Source organism: Methylotuvimicrobium sp., from assembly GCF_050611805.1.
In the GTDB taxonomy this organism is placed as follows: domain Bacteria; phylum Pseudomonadota; class Gammaproteobacteria; order Methylococcales; family Methylomonadaceae; genus Methylotuvimicrobium.
Genome location: NZ_JBNGHF010000022.1, coordinates 14285 through 34895, shown reverse-complemented (window position 1 = coordinate 34895; position 20611 = coordinate 14285). Strand labels below are relative to the sequence as shown.

Below are 20611 nucleotides of genomic sequence, written 5' to 3'. Positions count from 1 at the left end.
CGGTTAAACCTCAAATAATAATTTTCGCCAAATTCTCGGCAATGGCTTGATTGAGCGCCGCTTCTTCCAATAACTGCGCTTCAAACTCGGCTTTCAATGCGGTAAAGCGTTCTTTGAAATCGAAATCGTCGGCTTCATCCGGCAGGCCGACATAGCGCCCAGGAGTTAAAACATAATCCAATCCCTTGACGCGCTCAATCGGCGTGGAAGCGCAAAAACCCTTGATGTCTTCATACTCACCTTCACCAGTGCGCCACGCATGGTAGGTATCGGCGATTTTTTGAATGTCTTCGTGCGAGAGTTCGCGGGTGCGGCGGTTGATTAGGTGCCCCAGGTTGCGGGCATCGATGAACAGGATTTCGTTTTTACGCGGGTGGCCGTAGTTTCTCGCCCGGTTCATAAACCACAGCGCCGCCGGTATTTGCGTGTTCAAAAACAGCTTGGCGGGCAGGTTGACGATGCAGTCGATCAGGTTGCCTTGTTCAATCAGCGCTTTTCTTATCTCGCCTTCGCCGCTGGTTTTACTGGTTAGCGCACCTTTGGCCAGAACGATCCCCGCTTTGCCGGTCGGCGATAGGTGATAAACAAAATGCTGGAGCCAGGCGAAATTGGCGTTACCGGCAGGCGGCGTACCGAATTGCCAGCGCCCATCGTTACGCAGCAAATCGCCGCTCCAATCGCTGTCATTGAACGGCGGATTGGCGATGATGAAATCGGCTTTCAGGTCTTTATGAGCATCGTTCAAGAACGAGCCTTCGTTGTTCCATTTGACTTGCGAGCTATCAATGCCGCGAATGGCTAAATTCATCTTGGCCAGCCGCCAAGTGGTTTGGTTGCTTTCCTGTCCGTAAATCGAAATATCGTTGATCTTGCCCTGATGTTCTTCGACAAACTTTTCCGATTGCACGAACATGCCGCCCGAGCCGCAACAGGGATCGAGTACCCGGCCTTTATACGGTTCGAGCATTTTAACCAATAATTCAACGATACTGCGCGGCGTGTAGAACTGGCCTCCCTGTTTGCCTTCGGCGAGCGCGAATTCGCCGAGAAAATACTCGAACACATGCCCCAAGACATCGGCGCTACGGGCTTTGGCATCGCCGAGCGCGATATTACCGACCAGATCAATCAATCCGCCTAAATTGGTAGGATCGAGGTTTTGCCGTGCATAGACTTTCGGCAAAACGCCTTTCAATGATGGATTTTCCTTTTCGATGGCATCCATCGCGGCGTCGATGAACTTGCCGATTTCCGGCTGTTTGGCTTGGGCAAGCAAGAATGACCAACGGGCTTCGGGAGGAACGAAGAACACGTTCTCGGCTTTGTATTCGTCCTTGTCTTCGGGATCGGCGCCGGCATATTCGTCTTCGCCGGCTTGTAGCTTGGCAAAATGCTCTTCGAAGGAATCGGAAATGTATTTGAGAAAAATCAGTCCGAGAACGACGTGTTTGTATTCGGCGGCATCGATGTTTTTGCGAAGTTTGTCCGCCGCTTTCCAGAGTTGTTTTTCCAGGGCTTCTGGTTTTTGTTCTTTTTTGGCTTTTGCCATGTCATTCCTTCCATCATTAAAATTTATCCAGCCACTGTCTTGCCGTATGCAGCACCGCCAAAATCTGAATCTGTTGGCCTTGCACTCGATACGGCAAAATGTATTGGGTACCGGTCAAAACGGCAACGCGCTCTTTTATTTAGGCCAACAAGAAATTAAGTGTCACACTTTTCCCCTTTTTTTCCGTTCGATCAGATCTTCTATTTTGCGTATGATCTCATCGTCATCGGGCAACTCGATATAATCGGCAGCTACTTTGCCTTGATTGAACCTCTCACTCTTATTAGCGTGACGCCATAGGTATTCCTTCAGCGCTTGATTGACGATGTAATTGCGTGACCGATCTAGTGACTCGGCAATGTGGCCGAGCTGGTGAACAATATCGGGTTCGGTTCGGACGGTGAATGCTTCTGTGGTGGCCATAATAGTGATTCGGTTCAGTGCGGTTCGCATGTCATCTTAGACCATACGTTGTAAAGGCGCCCTTAGATTCTCAATGAGAACCCGGCACCCCTTTTTCTTCTTGGCGTCGAAAACTTTTTCAGCGGCCTCCAGCGCCTCCGGTTCGGTATCGAACCAATCCTTCCGGACTGTTCCGGGCGATCCCACTCGGCACAAAAAGGGGTCAGGTTGAATTAATAATTCAACCTGACCCTAAGGTACCCCCACAAAACGCTCGATACCATTTATTGTCACTTAACAATCTCGACTTCGAAATCGCGATCAGGGTATCGCTCCCACAGAGCGTTCATCGCCGCCTTCGTCGTCCCCTACCTAACGCTAGGCGAAGGAAAGCCACTGGCGATCAATATCCACAGACTTATCAAACATCAACGCTCCCAGTTATTCGATAAGCTCTGTTCAGCAAGTGTACCGGACTTATGTATAACGATTAACGCAGAGCGTAGGAACGATGAAAAAAATCAATATATCTATAAATTTTCAGCCATAGCAAATCGTTTTATTTGGCTATTTCGCAGGGATACCTCAGAACCTGCCCCCCCTTTTTTGCGGGATTTTTTAGAGAGTTTATAAGAGCCCTTCTCGACGCGCTTCTTCCTTAAAGTTATTTAATAAATCTTCTGGTTTCTAATCGGTAAAACCGCTCTGTTCAGCCTGAATCAGTTCAGATCAATTTCAAGCTGTTGTCGCCACGCCCCCCAAATTAGGTCGTTAATCACTTCACTTTTACTACGGTATTCTGCATTAGCGATTGAGCCTTCAACCACTCATCGTTCGGCTCTGTTACGGATATGCTTTGTCTTACCATTATCTGACCCTTCAAGAATCTACCACGCACCCATGCTGCATCAATTATGCACCACATAAAACAAAAAACAGCCTCCTAAAAAAGACTTTTTATATGCCGAAAAAAGTAAAATACCACCAACAGAAAGGCAAAAAATAACTATTTTTCATTTCGGCGCAACAGCATTCTGATAACAATAACAGGACGATAGATTGTTTCTGAGGGTCGAGTTTTTCTGGGGCATGAACTACTGAGGAAAACCGGTCCTAAGTAAAGGATAGAGTCAGGTCAGGCTTTGCATTTGATCCTTCCCTTTTTCCAAATTTTTCTAGGCGTCCACCAAGCTTTCATTACGAGTCTTGTAGCGCTCGGTATAACAAATAACAGGTCCTGTCTTATGGGTGCCCCTGCCAGTTCCGCTTGCAGATTTCCACAGAAACAATTGCCAACAAACCAAAAAATTGGATCTTCAGATTTTGGTGGCAGCCAATCTATTTTTTAACGCGCTTATCGCCGTATAGCCGACCTTTTGATGTTGTTAATGTTGGCTTTTGCAAAATGAATTAATAATTTAAATTTAACCTGACCCTTTTTTCGCTTTTTTCGCCCATTTCGAGTATTTACGAAACGGCGGAAATGTCGCCTTGATGACTGACAATAGATCGCCTGTTAGAAGGAGGGATCAGCGTTGCCGGCATCGGCATGTGATAGAAACTCTACCATCCTTGGCACTCCATGTCCTTTAGGGAACCTTTTTATTTTATGTATTGATTCTCAACCTTCCGGCAATTCAACCCACGACTTATCTTCAGATTCGGCGGTTTTTTCGCTCCCGAGCCAGCGGTAGAACAATCCCGCAAGACCGGCGCCAACGATAGGAGCAACCCAGAACAACCATAGTTGCGCGACCGCCCAATCGCCAACAAAAATTGCGACGGCTGTGCTGCGAGCCGGGTTGACCGAGGTATTCGTAACCGGGATGCTGATTAGATGGATGAGCGTGAGACCCAACCCAATTGCAATCGGAGCAAAACCGGCCGGCGCCCGTTTATCGGTTGCACCGAGAATGATGATCAAAAACATGAAAGTCATGACTACTTCTGTAGTCAATGCAGACGTCAAACTATAACCGCCGGGCGAATGCTCTCCATACCCGTTAGATGCAAATCCGCCGCTTACATCGAATCCCGCTTTACCTGTCGCGATAATATAAAGCACGACCGCTCCGGTAATTCCGCCTAACACTTGCGCGGCGATTAAGGCCCGAGTTCGCCAGCCGAGAAGCGTCCGCCGGACCACAGGCCGATCGAAACGGCCGGATTAAGGTGGCAGCCTGATATATGACCGATGGCATAGGCCATGGTCAATACTGTTAAACCGAAAGCAAAGGAAACGCCGGTAAGACCGATGCCTACTTCGGGAAAGGCTGCGGCAAGTACGGCGCTTCCGCAACCGCCGAGAACCAGCCAAAATGTGCCGATGAATTCGGCGCCTAATTTTTTTGATAGTGTCATGATTAAATCTCCCCGGACTGCTTAAAAGCTTATTGTTGGTATTGTTATAAGTCCAAATGCTACATTAAGATACTGGGCGCGGAATGCTCTCCTCTGTGAACTAGTTGGAAGAAATATAGCAAAGTTTATGTTATGGAGATAGCAAATTGTATTGAAACATACCCGAGTAATATCATTGATGATGCTCCTATACCCAACTCTTCTTCGGATAATCGACAGATCGATTTCGTACGTTCGTGGATTTACTATCTTCTTTAGGAATATGCACAAATTTACTTTTACAAGTTTTAGGCATTATGGTGGTTCGGCGACTCGCTTGTCAGGACGCCGTGAACCCAGCACCTAAATTATTCGAGATAGTTATCATAGCCAAAGGGCTATGGAATTTAGGTGCTGGGTGAATACGTCCATGTAGGCTCGACGGCGGAATCTGATTGCCATGGATGGCATGAATGCAGATTTTGCAGGAGCAAAAATCTGCCCTGCCGCCGACGCCTGTCAATCGAGCCACCGCCCCTTCCTTTCAGCATTTGTCGAAGTTATTTCATGCTCGTTCCTTAGGTTCCTAGATTAAATTCCAATCACAGTGGACGCGCCGTCATTCACCGAATTGAAAACATCATGAAAATATTCATTCCGACCATCTTTGCCTTGCTGCTCTGCTGCCCAGCCATAAGTGTGAGCGTCACATTGTCGGTCGGCCCCGAGCGAATCTTGAAGCAACCCAGTGATGCGGCAAGAATCGCCAAGAACGGCGACACAGTGGTAATTGATGCCGGCATCTATTCCGGTGATGTCGCGGTTTGGCGGCAGCATCGACTGACATTGAGAGGCGCCGGCGGGCAAGCGCATCTCCAGGCGAACGAAAATTCAGCCGAAGGCAAAGCCATTTGGGTCATTAAGGGTAATAATGTCATTGTCGAGAATATCGAATTTTCCGGCGCGGCTGTGGCGAGTTTGAATGGGGCAGGCATACGCTTTGAAGGCACGCATTTGACGGTTCGCAATGCGCATTTTCATGATAACCAAATGGGGATTTTGACCGGCTCGAATCCGCGCAGCGATATTGTGATCGAAGGTTCCGAATTCAATGATAATACGGTCGATTACCGCCGCCACGGCAAGCTGGGGCATAACATTTATATCGGCGCTATTCGCCGCTTTACGCTACGCAATTGTTACATCCATGATGCCGTAACCGGTCATAACGTTAAATCGCGGGCGCGGGAAAATTATCTACTTTACAACCGCATTACCGACGAGCAAGGCGCGTCGAGTTATTTGATCGACCTACCGAACGGCGGCGATGCTTTCATTATCGGCAATATGTTGCGACAAAGCCCCCGCTCTGATAATTGGACGGCCATTTCCTATGCCGGAGAATACAGCCGGAACAATTCGGATCGAAACCTCTATGCGGTGAACAACACTTTCGTCAATGATCGCAGCCGCGGCGTGTTCATTCACAATCACGCAAACGTCGAAGTGGTCTCGATCAATAATTTACTGGTCGGTAACGTTATTCCGTTGCAAGGGTCCGGGCGGCAACGCCACAACCTGACGACTGAAGACGGCGGTTTTGTCGATCGTAACGCTTTCGATTATCGTCTTTTGCCCAGCTCTCCGGCGATAGGAAGAGGCTCCGCTCCGGGCATGCCTTCTATCGGCGTTTCGCTTCGTCCGGAGTTTCAATATCGCCATCCGCTAAACCGAGAAGCGCGTCGGCAACAAGACCCGCTCGATATCGGCGCTTACGCATTTGACGGTGGATTATAAAACCGTCAAGACATAGACCTGTTCTTGCAAACGATTTAAGCCTCTTTCCCGAAAACGAGGCTCTTTAGACAATATATCCTCGGTGTGCAGTAAATCGATCCGGCACCAATCCCGATACAGCGTTTCTACTTCTTGGCATTGCACGCTGAACGGCGGCCCGTCCATTTCTTGCTGTGGATAATCGAATGCCACCAATAATATTTTCGTGCCGGTTTTAAGCAAGCGTTTCATATGCCCCGCATAATCCGCGCGCATCTCCGGAGGTAACGCAACGAGCGAGGCCCGATCATAAACGGCATCAACCCCCGTTAAATCGTCCTCTCTCAGGTGAAAAAAATCGCCGCAATAAATGCACAGATCATCGTTTTCCCACACTTCGAAATTGTCTTTATGCCCTGCGGTTGCCGGTACTTTGTTCTCGGTGAAAAACGCGTTGACTGCCAGGGGACTGAGTTCGACGCCGATAACTCGATAGTTTTGCGCGAGCAGCCACAGCATATCGTTACTCTTTCCGCACAACGGCACGAAGACCCGGCTTCCCGCTTCGATATGCAATGCCGGCCAATATTGTTCTAAATGCGGATTGATGCTTTCACTATGAAAACCGATCTGATTTTGTTGCCAGCGTTCAAGCCAGAATTCTTGATGCATAGTTTCTCACGCTATTTATTCCCTTTTGATCGAAAAACCGTCGAAGAAATATAAGGTATGGGATGTGTCTATCGAGGACCGCCGTTCACCCAGCATCTAAATTATCCCAGATATACTCATCGTAGATCAAAATTCGGCACCGGGGTACCCGTCAATGGACGCCGTGAATACGTCCATGTAGGCTCTATGCCAACTCCATGCTGGCCCCTCACCTAGCGTTAGGTGAGGGGCCGAGCACCCCGATGCCTCCTTAGGCACTGCCGAAATTTGAAGTGCGAAAGGTATAGTTAACATAGTCAATGGACTATGGAATTTAGGTGCTGGGTAAACCCATCCATGGGGGCTTGACGGCAGCAATCGAACGCCGGGGATGGCGTGAATGCGGATTTTGCATGGAGCAAAAATCTGCCCTGCTGCCGACATCCTCGCTAGCCACACCCCATACCTTCATAAAGTTAGCTATTTTTTGAGTATAAAGGGAGTAGCCGTTCATTGGTTTCAATCATTCAACATAGCTTCGCATAAAGCGGGCAATTCCGGCGCTTTGGCCGGGGCCGCCGGTGCTGCGGGTGTTTTCGCTTCGGCGGTAAACCACCAGTCGAGCGTTGCATCGCAGCCGTCGCCTTTAGGGATAGGCTCTTGGCTTCGGCAATCGGGGTTGCTTTCCGGGCATTTCAAGCGCACATGGAAATGATCGTGATGCCCCCACCACGGGCGAATCTTTCCGAGCCAATCGCGTTCGGCCGAATTTTCGCACAGATGACGCTTGATCGCGGCATTGACGAAAATCCGTTCGACTTCCGGCATGCGCGCCGCCGTTTCGAGTATACGATCATGGCGCTGCGTCCACTGGGCATCATCGATGCGGTCGATGGCAGTCCTTACCACTGACGGAGCGCTCCATTTTTCCCGTTCTTCCATCGTCAATGATCGCAAGGTAGCCTTATGCGATATTAAATACCAGATATCGACATCGAGACCGGTTTGATGGCTGCGGTGTCCGGTCAAAGTCGGGCCGCCTCGAGGCTGTCCCAAATCTCCGATCAATAGAGTTCCCCAGCCTTGCGCCATGGCTTCACGCCCCATGTTTTCGATGAATTGAATCAAGTCGGGATGGCCGTAATAGCGTTTGCGTGACAAACGCATCACTTGATACCCCTCACCCCTGAACGGCAACGATACCGCACCACGAATACACCCGGCCGTATAGTCGCCAATACTTTGCGCAATACCGCGGGCCGGCGCAGGCTCTGTCACTTTGGCCCATTTCTGTAATGCAGGATTTGCTGCGGCAAGCATCGCAATAATCCATAAAGAGATGATGATTAATAGTTTTTTCATGGGAGCGAATTTGGATGACTGATGGTGAAGATAGAGCTGCGTTTCTCATTGGTCTCAGGCGCTAGCGCTTGTCGTTATAGATAAGAACCTTTCATACCCGACGGTAAACGATTACCCATCCTAGAGTTTACTGCCATTAGGTTAAGTCGTTGACTATTCAGCATTAGTGGCTTCGAAAGTCGCGATGCAGGCATCGCTCCCACATTAGCTTCAGCTAGGTAGAAGCGATCCTTGAAGCGCCCCCGTGCCAGAGGGAGCATGGAAGCCATAATGTTTTTTATTCGTTATTTTCCATCTTGCTCGGAGAGCACTCGTTGCCGTGTAAAGTAATCCTGCAAATAGCTATTGAAGCGGCGCACGGCAATGGACCGGGGCTGAAGCGAAGTGAATTCTTGCATCGGGATATCCTCGCCGACGTGCATTGCAAGATGAAAGCGCCGGCGGGGAATTTGATACCATTTTTCGGCCTTGGTCAGCGTACTGGGATAACAGGACATCGTCACAGGAGTTACGATCGCATGCGCTTGTATTGCGATGCTAGCCGCGCCGCGTTGAAACCGGTAGGGTTTTCCGGGCACCGAGCGGGTGCCTTCCGGAAAGATGATCATTGTGCCGCCCGACTGCAGTCTTTGCACGCATTCGTCTATCATGACTTCAGGGTCGCCGTTGCTGATATAGCCGGCATTGAGGATCGGCCCCCGCATGAACGGATTGCGCCAAAGACTGGCCTTGACGATGCAACTGGCTTGGCTGATTCGGCTGATTAGAAAGACGATGTCGACCAATGTCGGATGATTGGCAACGATCAATTGCCCGGGCCTATTGAGTTTTTCCAGCCCTTCGATCTTGTAGGTCATTACGCCGATGCGATGCATCAGGCCGATGAATGCGTAAAAACTGTAATGAACGACTTGTTGGCCCCGGCGGATCTTACTCTCGTGAGTTCCTGGAATGATCGACAACACCGGAAAAACCAAAACCCATAACAAGAATCCGCCAGCGCCGAAGGTAAAAAAACTGAACCCGGTACCAAACAAGCGCCAATAATAATTCAGCCGCTTAATTTGAGGCTGATGGCTTTTCGTTATTCGGTTTAATGTTCGGCTGACGCTTTGAATCATTATCAAACAGGTTATTTTTGTGTCCGAAAATTCGGGAGCGAAGTGTCTTCGGCTTAGACAAATTTCAAGGTAATTATTCACACCTCCCTATCGTTCCTACGCTCCAGCGCTCGTTGTTATACAGAAATTGTAGGGTACGCTGTGCGTACCTTCATGCCGTTAACTACCCTGATCAAACCATAAAGGCTTGTGTTAAGTTTGGTGGGGTTACCATGGCACGCACAGCGTACCCTCCGGCACTCCAACATTTGCGTGCTTTTGTCATCGCGCAGGATGGCCAACAATGTACCTCAAAGCGATATGTATAAATCTTAGATACCATCTTAGTCAATGTGACCCCGACACGATTAATTGTCACCTGGCTTTCCCGGCTTAGACGATGAGTGCTGTATTTTATAGAAGCGGTCTTATGCCCCCGGCACATTATTAACCATGGTGCCGAGATAGTCGACGAATTCTGTTAAAAACACAATCAATTCATCAATTCTATCTTTCAAATCATGCAAGAAATCGCGGTGATGATGATGTTCCTCAACATAGAAAGACAGCCCCATATAGATCGTATTCGAACCCATTACGATCATGATCAAGGCCGCCGTTTTCAACATCAAGCCTCTGAAATGCGCACTCATCTTACCGAACGCGACACTGATGAACAGCATCATCGGCAGCGTTCCGGCACCGAAAGTCAGCATCAACAATCCGCCCTCGGCAATGGTTGTAGCGGATGTAGCCTTAACGGCCATTGCAAACGTCAATGGGCACGGCATCAAGCCGTTCAACAACCCGGCAATCAGCGCGCCGACGACCGGACCTTTGGTGCTGGCAGATGCATAGCCCTTGCGTAACACATTCATCGGAATCAATCGAATCGAGCCTTGAAACGGTATCCATCCGAGAATACCCAAAGCCAAAAGGATCACGACTGCGCCGATCACCATTTGCAGCAGACTTTGCAATTTGCCAAACAGGCCGCTCGAAACCAACACGACTCCGAGCGAGGCGGCGGCGAAGCCGACCATCGTATAAACGAAAATGCGCGCGAGTTGATAGGCGAAATATGGGAGATAGCTTCTGGACGGTCCTGATTTCATGAAGTAACCGGAAACCAATGCGCCGCACATTCCCAAACAATGTCCGCTGCCCAACAATCCGGCCATAAAAGCCAGACTGTAGTCGAAACCGCCGGCTGCAGCAATATGATGCATGCCGTGATCCATTGTCGAATGATCCATTTGAAATCCTATTTTTTACCCAAGCGCAACGAATTGACGATCACGGACACCGAACTCAGCGCCATCGCCGCCGAGGCGATCATCGGATTAAGCTTACCCAAGGCCGCGACCGGAATCGCGACCGTGTTATAACCGAACGCCCAAAACAAATTTTCCTTGATAATGCGAATCGTATCGGTACTAAGTTCGATTGCATCGGTTACTTTGGTAATATCGCCGCTGACTAGCGTCATATCGGCCGACTCGATCGCGATATCGGTGCCGCTACCGATCGCAAAACCGACATCGGCCGCCGCCAGTGCCGGCGCGTCATTGATGCCGTCACCGATCATACCGACATGGCGACCCTGTTGCTGGAATTCGTGAATAATCGCGAGCTTGTCTTCGGGCTTGGCGTTCGCGACAACCGTTTCGATACCAACTTTTGCGGCTATATAATTAGCCGTTTTTTCGGTATCGCCGGTCACCATCAGTGTATGTACACCCATTTTATTCAATCGTGCGATCGCTTTGCCCGCTTGTGGCCGCGGCTTATCGGCAATACCGAAAACCGCCGACTCCTTTCCGTTTATCGCCATAAACACGGGCGTCTTACCTTGCCCGGCATATTCGCCGGCCGTTTTCGATAAAGCATCGATCGAAACACCTTGGTCAACCAACCACCCTCTATTGCCCAATAATAAATTTTTCCCCCCGACTTCGGCTAATATGCCTCGTCCGGTTTCGCTCTTGAAATGACTGCATTCCTGCAGGATCATCGAACGTTCTTTGGCATAGTCTACGATCGCTTTACCGAGAAAATGCTCCGAATTGTTTTCTGCCGACGCAGCCAATATCAGGACTTCCTCATCGTCTATTCCGGAAATATTGAGCCACTCGCTGACTTTTGGTTTACCTTCGGTAATCGTGCCGGTCTTATCGAACACGATCGCATCGAGCTTGGCCGCCAGTTCCAGACTTTCGCCGTTGCGGATATAAACACCTTCGCGCGCCGCGCGGCCGGTACCCACCATGATTGCCGCCGGAGTCGCCAAGCCTAATGCACAAGGGCAAGCAATCAATAACACGGTAATCGCATTACCGAAGGCATGCGCGAACGGCGCACCAACCAGCAACCACCCGCCCATCGTCAAGCCTGAAAAAACCATGACCGAGGGCACGAACACCGCCGAGATTCTATCGACCTGTTTCTGAATCGGCAATTTGGCTGCCTGAGCCTGATCTACCATGTGTACGATACCGGCCAGCACGGTGTCCATACCGACCGCAGTCGCACGTATCTTCAATACGCCGCTGCCGTTGACGCAGCCTCCTATCACTTTTTGACCGACTTCCTTGACGACCGGTAAACTTTCGCCTGTCACCATCGCTTCGTCGACCGTCGAAACGCCATGAATCACTTGGCCGTCGGTCGGTATTTTTTCACCTGGACGCACCAATAAAATATCGTCGATTGCGATATCGTCGACATCGATCGTGACTTCTTCGCCGTCGCGCAACAACGTCGCGGTTTGCGGCTGCAAATCGACTAATTTTCGGATCGCCTCTCCGGCCTTGCCCTTCGCATTTTCTTCGAGATAGCGCCCCAACAAGACAAAGGTAATGATCGCGGCGGCCGCTTCGAAATAAATGTGACCTCTGTTTCGAAACAACGCCGGCAAACTATAACCGTAGGCGGAACCGACGCCCAATGCTATCAATGAATCCATGTTGGCCGCTCGGTGTTTCGCCAAACGAAAAGCCTTGCTGAAAAACTGCCAGCCGGACCAAAATACGACCGGTGTTGTCAAACCGAATTGCAGCCAATGCAGCCAGCGCGACGACGGCATGCTCATGCCGACCGCAACAACGGGCAGACTCAATATTCCCGACCAAACGAAACGGCTTCGTGCCGTCAAAATACGTTGCTGTTCTTTTTCAATCAGAATTTTGCGTTGCGACAAGGTATCCATCGCATAGGTTTTGTAACCAAGCGACGCCACTCTTACACCAACTTCATCCTTATCGAGCTGCCCATGGACGGTTAAAGTTTCGGTACCGAAATTGACGCTGGCTTGCTTGATCGCCGGATCGCGTTTCAGAACCATTTCGATTAGCAAAGCGCACGACGCGCAAGTCATGCCTTCGACGGCAAGATCGACTTCTTGTAGGGGACCGTCAAAGTCTTTCTTTCTTGCTTGATGGTCGATGCTTTGTTTATGGGCGATGTTGCCCAGGACCGCATCGATCAAAATCAGTAAATTCTTTTTCGGTAGACTGGCCGGGTCGAATTCAATCACAACCGAACCCAGCGAAAAAACTGAACGTACCGCTTTGATTTCCGATCGCTTTTTTAGAAGGATTTCAAAAATGTAACCCCGTTCTTGGTCTTTTTTTAGTATTGGAGATTCGATCCGAATGCGCCGGGATAATTGATGAACAAGCCGGAAGTTTTTAAAAGTCACGCTTTGGGAATCCATATCGATTTAGACAGTAATATCAAGCCAGTGAATAACAACAATCGCTGCGATTTAAAAAATATGCCGCACAAGGCGGCATAGAAATAAAGAATTTATTTTTTACGTGACCGTATCAATAAATAAAACATATAGAAGATCGCCATCCATTCATAACGATATTTGAATGGCTTCACGATCCATTGCTGGGTAATGTGCTGCCAATGTAACTTGATTAAAAACAGCACTAAAATATCGTTCAAAAAGTCGATAACGGCTTTTTCAGGATCGCTTAAAAATGCCTTGGGTTTTTTTAAACCTATTTTTCCAACGACTTTAGCCGCATGCACTGTATCTTTGGCATCGGTGTATTTTTGCTTAAACCAACTGAGGGGGCCCGGCTTGGCTTTATTACGAATCGCTCGCCCCTTCCAGAGTCTCGATTCGGCCATCGGCTTCGGATTAAAAATCCCCGCTTTCTCACTATCCGCCAGGATTTGATACAACTGCTTGACGAGTGATTCGAACTCGCAAATCGTTTCTTGAAAACGTATCGATAATTTTTGTTGCCGCCGATATAGCACGACCCGATAAACTCCTTCGAGTTCAAGCAATTTTTCGGTCAACGCTTTAGCCGCTGCGGAATCGCAGGCTTCCGAGGGAATTTGAAACCTGACGTGCCCGCTCTCCCGATAACGCAACACAAAATTTCTTTGGATAGCCATAATTCAAACATTGCCTTAGTAGAAACAAAAACGGGCGTTCCGACAAATCAGTACAGAACACCCGTTAAATACTCCGCATAAACAAATTCGCGGATCTATTCGACCCTTTTATCGATTAATGCAGTCACTATCGCTTATATCTTTATCAGCGTCGAATAAAATAATCTTGCCATAACAAAATATGGCCGAAGTATACCCATCGTAGATAAAAATTCGGCGCCTCCTCGGGCACTGCCGAAATTTGAAGTGCGAAAGGTATATATACGCTATTATTCTTTTGTTTCTGCAACGATATCTTCTAAATTTTCTTTTTGTTGCAAAACAAAATCTTTTCCGGCATCGACCACTTTCGTGGTTCCCGAAATAATTTCCTTACGGTATTTATAGATCACGTAACCGGCGGCTACACCTAAGCCAAAAACCAATAACGGATGCTTGGCTGCTTTACCGAGCAATTTGCTTCCGCCTTGAACCGTGGCGGAGGCCATCGAACCTTTAACAATTTCTTTAGACATGGAATTCATCCCCTGTTGTGCGGTTTTGCCGTGCACATGTTTCATTTAATCTTTTCCTTAATTATTTAAATTGATGATAGAAGTTGGCTTACTCGGACTTTTCGGGTTCAGGTAGAATTTGATCCTCGTGCAGCATTTGATAGATTCCTTTGCACCCTTCACAACAAAAATCTTTATCACCTTCATTGGTTTTCAACGTGAACCCCGGCGTCTCCACCGTTAAACCACATAAATCACAAGCTTTTTTGGTATCGTTCATTCTGAATTCTTGATTTCATTTCCTATCGGCCGATATTAGCAAAATAAATTTTACACAACAAGCGCTTACTGTAAGGGCTAAAGCAAGTTCATGAGAACTAATAACAATTTAATTTAACAAAGGTTGTTGCTTGATAAGAAAAGTATAGAACGCCCGAAAAAGGCAGGGAACTAATCATAAAACAAACTTCGGCGCCGGAAGCCCGTTAAAAAACGCTCCGGCGCCGAAGTTTGACTAGCAAAGGGAATAATTACGAAGCGGCCGTTTTTGTCGATGATCGATAAGCGCCGCTCGCGGCACGATTTGATGCTTTCATTAACGCGATTCTTAATGCACCGGTTAAGCTTGCACCCAAGCCTAACCGCATTGCCAAAGCCGGCAACACTATCATGGATGCTACAGCTAAACCCGCACCCACTAACAGAGCGCCATTGTTATCAACATTGACTTCAGTTTCCACACGCGTTAAATCTTGACTCATTTTTTTCACCTCTGTAGACAATTAGGCAATTTACTCAGTACCATGAACATATGCAGAATAAATGCCAACTTATAACTATATGATTTTACAGAATAAGGAAAACGATCATAAAGGAGTTGATAAAAAAATAGGTTAAATAACACTGTTTTATTGCGTCATTTGACTTATTTTTAGAAACAGACTGTTTCATTTCCGCCCTACTCCCTTTTGATTAAAAAACCGTCCAAGAATAAAAGGTATGGGATGTGTCGATCGAGGCAAGCCAGTCTTTGTATTGCGGATATAGAAGCACTCTGCGCCGACATCAGGTACGATCAGCGTAGCCTACAATTCACTTTGAATTTTTAATTGTTTCCGGTAGCGATGGGAGCTTTCAACTTTTACCGAATGCAGAGCCTAATAAAATGTAGAGCCCATGAACTAAGCCATTGAATTATAATAGTTAGATTGATAGCAATGAAAGAGCGCACAGTTATCGCATACAATACAAATAAACCCATTATTTTTTCCATAGACTATGCCGCATTTACTATTTTCACTCAGAGGGGTACCAGAAGACGAGGCCGAGGAAGTACGCGAACTTCTAAGCGAACATTCGATCGACTTTTATGAAACGTCGGCAGGTAACTGGGGAATTTCGATGCCGGCTTTATGGCTTAATGATCAAACCCAACTCCAACAAGCACAAATCCTGCTGCATCAATATCAAAAGCAGCGCGCGCTGACCCAACGAGCACTGTACGAACAACTTAAAAAAGAAGGCAAAGCGCCAACACTTTTAGGCAATCTTAAGCATAATTCTATACGCTTGCTGGTATATCTTGCCGCTATCGGATTGGTACTTTATGCATCCATAAAGCTGATATTCGAATTCGGCTTTACAGTGCCTTAAGCGGTCATTTGGGCATCCGACTCGAAACATGAATGTGAAAAGCTAAGCTTTGCCATCTCTGCACAGGATTTCGCTGATACCTGGCGGAAGCTATGATGGCAAGATACCTTATTAAAACTGTGTTAAATAACACGGTTTTAATAAGGTTCAAATATAAATTCTTCGACGTGATTCTGCCCAGCATCCTTCCATTAGACGTATTCCATGGCGTTGCGCATAAGCGGCTACTCAATCATCAACTGCCAAAACCGCGAACAAGCTTTGCAAAAACGACTTCTTTTTTACTCGACGCCTATTTTCCACACATGAGTCAACAACTTACGCGATCGGAATACACTTTTTGCTTGGCCCTTTGCGAAACATTGTTAAGAATTTTGATACGCACCTCATCATCGACCACCCCCCACGATTTGATTTCTTCGAGCGTGCGATAGCAACCTAAACAAACATCGGCGTCATCAAGACAGCAATTACCGACACAAGGGGAATCGATGCGTTGACGCTGAATCATTTGAGTTTTACCGCAGTTCCGTAAGCCATGATTTCAGACGCATTCGCCATGATCGCACTGGTCGTAAACCGAATATTAACCACCGCATCGGCGCCGCGACGCTGCGCTTCGGCCACCATTCTTTCAATGGCAAGATCCCTGGCGTCGGCTAACATTTCAGTGTAGCCTTTAATTTCGCCGCCAACCAATCCTTTTAAAGCCGCCATGAAATCGCGCCCTACATGCTTGGATTGCACAATATTGCCCACTACTACGCCCAAGTTTTCAGTAATCTCTCGTCCCGGCACATCCGGTGTCGTTGTAAAAATCATTGTTAATTTTCCTTTTTAAATAAAAGCCTAGGCCCGCCGCTTACAAACAGGCAAAAAACTCGATTAGCACACCGCCGTAAATTTTATGTCATCCGGTAAGGCGGCATCTGAATCGATTCAATTCGCCGACCGGTCATCGTTATCACCCCAATATAACGATCATCGCCCGAAGCCGAGAATTCGAATTCGAAAGAACGCATCAACCTTAACTTACCGAACTCATCTCTTTTAAAAGTCATTCGACTTAATGCGACACAATCGTCCAACATTTGCACATCCATATCCGCACAGTGTTTTCTTGCGGCCAGATAAACATATTCTCTAATAGACAAAGCATCCGACCAACAAAAAAGAGCTACAATCAATAAAAAAATCAGAAGCACTTCAACTTGCATTGGTCGACCCTAAAATTGAGTTTTAGTGTAAAGATCGATTGATTCCTCTAATGCGACCTAACAATCTGCAATCTATCCGAATTTTATCGGCTTAGCAAACAAGGTATACTTCGCTTGGCCATGTTATTAAATTTTATTTCAACGGGTAGTGAGCAATTTCGAACATGTTATACCTTTCGCGCTTCAAATTTCGGCGATGCTTAAGGAGGCGCAGGGGTAATCGGCAAAGGCTATGCCAGCATGGAGCTGGCATAGAGCATGGACGTATTCACCCAGCACCTAAATTCCATAGCCTTTTGGCTATGGTAACTATCTTGCATAATTCATCCAGCACCTAAATAAGCCATGATTTTGAATCATTGCCAAAGACCTATAGAATTTAGGTGCTGGGTTCACGGCGCACTTTGACGGTCACCCCGGCGCCGAATTTTAATCTACGATGGGTATACTCCCTAAATTTATAGTCAAAAATTGACTAATTTTATGAAGGTACGGAGTATGTCTAGCAAAGAGATGACGAGCAAAGTAGATAACAGTACTCATGCCTAAACCTTCTTCTTTCCAACGCGCACGAGAAGCTCCGGACCTCCCTACAGGCACGATCAAATTTATCCTGTACTGTATTAGCAGTTTCCCGGTTTTATTGATGTTAATGTTAATTCTCGAGACCGGACAGGCGGCATGCAATATTCTGGTTCCTTATGCAGTCAAGGCTATTATGGATGGCGTGGCTTCATTGAGCGGGGACACCGGCCCGGTACTGAAAACACTGCGACAACCATTGCTATTGCTGGCAGGCTTAGCTTTGGCCGAAATCATCTTCAGTCGAACCAGCGGTGCATTGCTGATTATTATCGGACCTCGTTTGCGGCAAAGAACCACTCAAAAACTTTTTGCTTATTTGCAGTATCACTCGGTTAGTTACTTCGGCAATCACTTTGCCGGAGCACTAGCACATCGCATTAGCGAAACAGCGACCAGCGTTAATCATACGACGTGGTCGGTTTTGTGCGAATTTTGGCCAATTACGGTAACCTTTATCGTTTCAATTTTTTTATTGCTTGAAGTTAATCAAGGACTAGGACAATACGTTGCAATCTGGGTATTGGCCTATATTGCCATTTCTTATTGGCTTGCCACCCGTTGTCAGCATTACGCAAAAAATTACGCAGCGACTCGCAGTCAGGTCAACGGCAAAATCGTCGACGCGGTCAGCAACATGCTTAGCGCAAAGTTGTTTGCCCGTCTCAATTACGAGCGCCGTTATTTGAACGAATATTTGGAAACCGAAGTTCGGGCCGGACGCAGGACATTTTGGTATATGGAACGGGTCCGCTGGTTTCAATTCATTGCCGCCGCCGCACTCAAGATAGGGACGGTCTACTATGCGCTCACACTTTGGGATGGCGGCATAATCAGTGTCGGCGACTTCACAATGAGCATTGCTTTGGCGTTATTGATTATCAGCGACGCCCGTAATCTAACCCGACGATTTTTAGAGTTTTTCGAATATGTCGGCAATGTTGCCAACGGCATCGATACCATCGTTCGACCTCACGATATTGTCGACAAACCTGAATCTGCGCCTCTAAACGTGACAAATGGCCGGATCGAATTCCGTCATGTTCGTTTCGGTTACGATCCCTCGCACCCGGTTTTCGAAGACTTAAACGTCATCATCGAACCGGGGGAACGGGTAGGTCTAGTTGGTTTTTCCGGGTCCGGAAAATCGACCTTTGTCGCGCTAGTGCTGCGCAATTACGAGCCTCAAGAGGGAGCAATTCTAATCGATGATGTCGATATTGCCGATGTAACTCAAGATTCCTTGCATGAACAAGTCAGTCTGATTTCTCAGGATCCGAGCTTGTTTTACCGCAGCCTCAAAGAAAATATCGGTTACGGAAAACTAAATGCGGAGGATGCGGAAATAGCCGGCGCTGCTCATCTCGCGCATGCAGAGGAGTTTATCAAAGACATGAAAGAAGGTTACGATGCCCTAGTAGGGGAACGCGGAGTCAAGCTGTCCGGCGGACAGCGTCAACGCATCGCCATTGCTCGCGTCATGCTGAAGGATGCGCCGATTCTAATTCTTGACGAAGCTACATCCAGTTTAGATTCGGTCACTGAAAAAACCATTCAAGAAAATCTCGACCGAGCCATGGGTCGTAAAACCGTCATCGCTGTTGCGCATCGATTATCGACGATCGCCCATCTGGACCGCATTTTGGTCTTCGACAACGGTCACATTGTCGAGGACGGCAGCCATAATGAATTACTGGGTCGAAAAGGATTTTATCATCGGCTTTGGTCAATGCAGGCAGGTGGTTTTTTGCCGGAAGAGGCTGTTAGCTATTAGCTATTAGCTAAATAGAATAAACCGCATTTGTCGTTGAACAAGTAGAGCAAAAATTGTTCTGACAGTTATTGCTTTACTAACCGACGGTTCGATCAATTTGATGTGCGATAGATCGCTTTACAGACTAGCCAAGCAAAAACTAACAAAACGGTCGTGAAAAAAGTTAAAATGTGCGGCTTTTAACTCTCCGCGCACTTTCAAGCTGGATAACTATTATGTTAAGCAAATATAACACCGATGACTTAAGAATCAGTGAAACGAAAGAAGTCATTGCGCCTGTTGCGGTACACGAAGAACTGCCGATGAATGAACTCGCGGCAACCACGGTGCTGCAAACGCGCGCCGAAATACATGACATATTAACCGGAGATGACGACCGCTTGTTAGTCGTGATCGGCCCGTGTTCGATTCATAATCCGGAAGCTGCGATCGAGTATGGAAAAAGGCTCAAGGAAATCAAAGACGAATTGAAGAAAGATCTACTGATCGTGATGCGGGTATATTTCGAAAAGCCCAGAACGACGGTCGGCTGGAAAGGTTTGATCAACGACCCCGATCTGGATTCCAGCTTTGATATCAACAAAGGCCTGCATATTGCCAGGCGCTTATTGTTGGACCTGAACACGCTGGGCATGCCGGCCGCAACCGAATATCTCGATTTGATCACACCGCAGTATGTTTCCGACTTGATTTCGTGGGGGGCCATCGGCGCAAGAACCACCGAGAGTCAGGTGCATCGCGAATTGGCTTCCGGCCTATCCTGCGCGGTCGGTTTCAAAAACGCGACCGATGGTTCGATCAAAATCGCTATCGATGCGATCGGCGCTGCAATGAGTCCCCATCACTTCCTCTCATTAACGAAGGAAGGCCGCTCGGCAATATTTTCGACGCGCGGCAACGAAGATGCTCACATTATTTTGCGCGGCGGCAATGGCCAGCCCAACTACGATGCAGTAAACGTTGAAAAAGTCGCGGAAGGACTGGAAAATTCTGGGCTAAGACCGCGCATTATGATCGATTTCAGCCATGCGAATAGTTTGAAACAATATCAACGCCAGTTGATCGTCGGCGAGGATGTCGGCGGGCAAATTGCCGGTGGCGACAAACGCATCATCGGCGTCATGATCGAAAGCCACTTAAAGGCCGGACGCCAGGAAGTAATTCCCGGCAAACCATTGACTTTTGGGCAAAGTATTACCGATGCCTGCCTGGGCTGGGAAGACTCGGCACAGTTGTTGAAAGATCTTGCTGCGGCAGTCGTTGCGCGCAGAAAGACTGAAAATTGATACGGAGCG

At 47.8% G+C, this 20611-nt stretch carries 19 protein-coding genes and 1 pseudogene; 4 read left to right on the top strand and 16 right to left on the bottom strand.

The genetic code is table 11. The features are described from left to right. Positions 1-10 precede the first annotated feature (10 nt). From ACRJJO_RS12245 to aqpZ, 4 genes and pseudogenes are all read right to left on the bottom strand, one after another. Positions 11-1549: an N-6 DNA methylase gene (locus ACRJJO_RS12245; RefSeq protein ID WP_431066008.1), complete on the bottom strand. Its 1539-nt coding sequence runs from the start codon at positions 1547-1549 to the stop codon at positions 11-13. Between the two features lie 162 nt (positions 1550-1711). Beyond that, positions 1712-1972, bottom strand: a complete 261-nt coding sequence (locus ACRJJO_RS12240) for a CopG family ribbon-helix-helix protein (RefSeq protein WP_431066007.1) — start codon at positions 1970-1972, stop codon at positions 1712-1714. 36 nt (positions 1973-2008) lie between these two features. After that, positions 2009-2158 carry a hypothetical protein gene (locus ACRJJO_RS12235; protein ID WP_431066052.1) on the bottom strand — a complete coding sequence of 50 codons (150 nt, stop codon included), beginning with the start codon at positions 2156-2158 and terminating at the stop codon, positions 2009-2011. Between the two features lie 1414 nt (positions 2159-3572). Beyond that, positions 3573-4312 (bottom strand): annotated as a pseudogene (aqpZ, locus tag ACRJJO_RS12230) (aquaporin Z). A gap of 621 nt (positions 4313-4933) precedes the next feature. Here aqpZ and ACRJJO_RS12225 point away from each other — a divergent pair. Further along, positions 4934-6088: a right-handed parallel beta-helix repeat-containing protein gene (locus ACRJJO_RS12225; protein WP_431066006.1), complete on the top strand. Its 1155-nt coding sequence runs from the start codon at positions 4934-4936 to the stop codon at positions 6086-6088. On the opposite strand, the gene ACRJJO_RS12220 is transcribed toward ACRJJO_RS12225, so the two are convergent. From ACRJJO_RS12220 to ACRJJO_RS12180, 9 genes are all read right to left on the bottom strand, one after another. Further along, positions 6083-6739, bottom strand: a complete 657-nt coding sequence (locus ACRJJO_RS12220) for a thiopurine S-methyltransferase (protein WP_431066005.1) — start codon at positions 6737-6739, stop codon at positions 6083-6085. The two genes, ACRJJO_RS12225 and ACRJJO_RS12220, sit on opposite strands and share 6 nt — an antisense overlap. A gap of 498 nt (positions 6740-7237) precedes the next feature. Then, positions 7238-8080, bottom strand: a complete 843-nt coding sequence (gene mepA / locus ACRJJO_RS12215) for a penicillin-insensitive murein endopeptidase (RefSeq protein ID WP_431066004.1) — start codon at positions 8078-8080, stop codon at positions 7238-7240. Positions 8081-8364: 284 nt separating this feature from the next. After that, positions 8365-9201, bottom strand: a complete 837-nt coding sequence (locus tag ACRJJO_RS12210; RefSeq protein ID WP_431066003.1) for a lysophospholipid acyltransferase family protein — start codon at positions 9199-9201, stop codon at positions 8365-8367. Between the two features lie 407 nt (positions 9202-9608). Next, entirely contained in the window at positions 9609-10436 is an 828-nt protein-coding gene (locus ACRJJO_RS12205; protein ID WP_431066002.1) for a sulfite exporter TauE/SafE family protein, read from the bottom strand. Positions 10437-10444: 8 nt separating this feature from the next. After that, positions 10445-12895, bottom strand: a complete 2451-nt coding sequence (locus tag ACRJJO_RS12200; protein ID WP_431066001.1) for a heavy metal translocating P-type ATPase — start codon at positions 12893-12895, stop codon at positions 10445-10447. Between the two features lie 92 nt (positions 12896-12987). After that, complete coding sequence (locus ACRJJO_RS12195; RefSeq protein WP_431066000.1) at positions 12988-13596, bottom strand: hypothetical protein; 609 nt, start codon at positions 13594-13596, stop codon at positions 12988-12990. 269 nt (positions 13597-13865) lie between these two features. After that, positions 13866-14156 carry a hypothetical protein gene (locus ACRJJO_RS12190; protein ID WP_014146685.1) on the bottom strand — a complete coding sequence of 97 codons (291 nt, stop codon included), beginning with the start codon at positions 14154-14156 and terminating at the stop codon, positions 13866-13868. 43 nt (positions 14157-14199) lie between these two features. After that, a complete protein-coding gene (locus ACRJJO_RS12185) occupies positions 14200-14370 on the bottom strand; it encodes a heavy metal translocating P-type ATPase metal-binding domain-containing protein (RefSeq protein WP_341327118.1) in 171 nt (56 codons plus the stop codon). 250 nt (positions 14371-14620) lie between these two features. Further along, positions 14621-14851 carry a hypothetical protein gene (locus ACRJJO_RS12180; protein ID WP_341327117.1) on the bottom strand — a complete coding sequence of 77 codons (231 nt, stop codon included), beginning with the start codon at positions 14849-14851 and terminating at the stop codon, positions 14621-14623. A 517-nt stretch (positions 14852-15368) separates the two neighbouring features. Here ACRJJO_RS12180 and ACRJJO_RS12175 point away from each other — a divergent pair. Beyond that, positions 15369-15743, top strand: a complete 375-nt coding sequence (locus ACRJJO_RS12175; RefSeq protein ID WP_404359216.1) for a DUF6164 family protein — start codon at positions 15369-15371, stop codon at positions 15741-15743. Positions 15744-16053: 310 nt separating this feature from the next. On the opposite strand, the gene ACRJJO_RS12170 is transcribed toward ACRJJO_RS12175, so the two are convergent. The 3 genes from ACRJJO_RS12170 to ACRJJO_RS12160 form a co-directional block, all read right to left on the bottom strand. After that, positions 16054-16254, bottom strand: coding sequence for a DUF1289 domain-containing protein (locus ACRJJO_RS12170; RefSeq protein ID WP_431065999.1), 201 nt, complete (start codon positions 16252-16254; stop codon positions 16054-16056). Further along, complete coding sequence (locus tag ACRJJO_RS12165; protein ID WP_014146679.1) at positions 16251-16565, bottom strand: YbjQ family protein; 315 nt, start codon at positions 16563-16565, stop codon at positions 16251-16253. The genes ACRJJO_RS12170 and ACRJJO_RS12165 overlap by 4 nt, the downstream gene beginning before the upstream one ends. Positions 16566-16648: 83 nt before the next feature. Next, positions 16649-16960, bottom strand: coding sequence for a DUF3301 domain-containing protein (locus tag ACRJJO_RS12160; protein WP_431065998.1), 312 nt, complete (start codon positions 16958-16960; stop codon positions 16649-16651). Between the two features lie 652 nt (positions 16961-17612). Between ACRJJO_RS12160 and ACRJJO_RS12155 the strand changes: the two genes are divergently transcribed. Then, positions 17613-19316 carry an ABC transporter ATP-binding protein gene (locus tag ACRJJO_RS12155; RefSeq protein WP_431066051.1) on the top strand — a complete coding sequence of 568 codons (1704 nt, stop codon included), beginning with the start codon at positions 17613-17615 and terminating at the stop codon, positions 19314-19316. 215 nt (positions 19317-19531) lie between these two features. Next, a complete protein-coding gene (gene aroG, locus ACRJJO_RS12150) occupies positions 19532-20602 on the top strand; it encodes a 3-deoxy-7-phosphoheptulonate synthase AroG (RefSeq protein ID WP_431065997.1) in 1071 nt (356 codons plus the stop codon). The last annotated feature ends 9 nt before the right edge of the window (positions 20603-20611 follow it).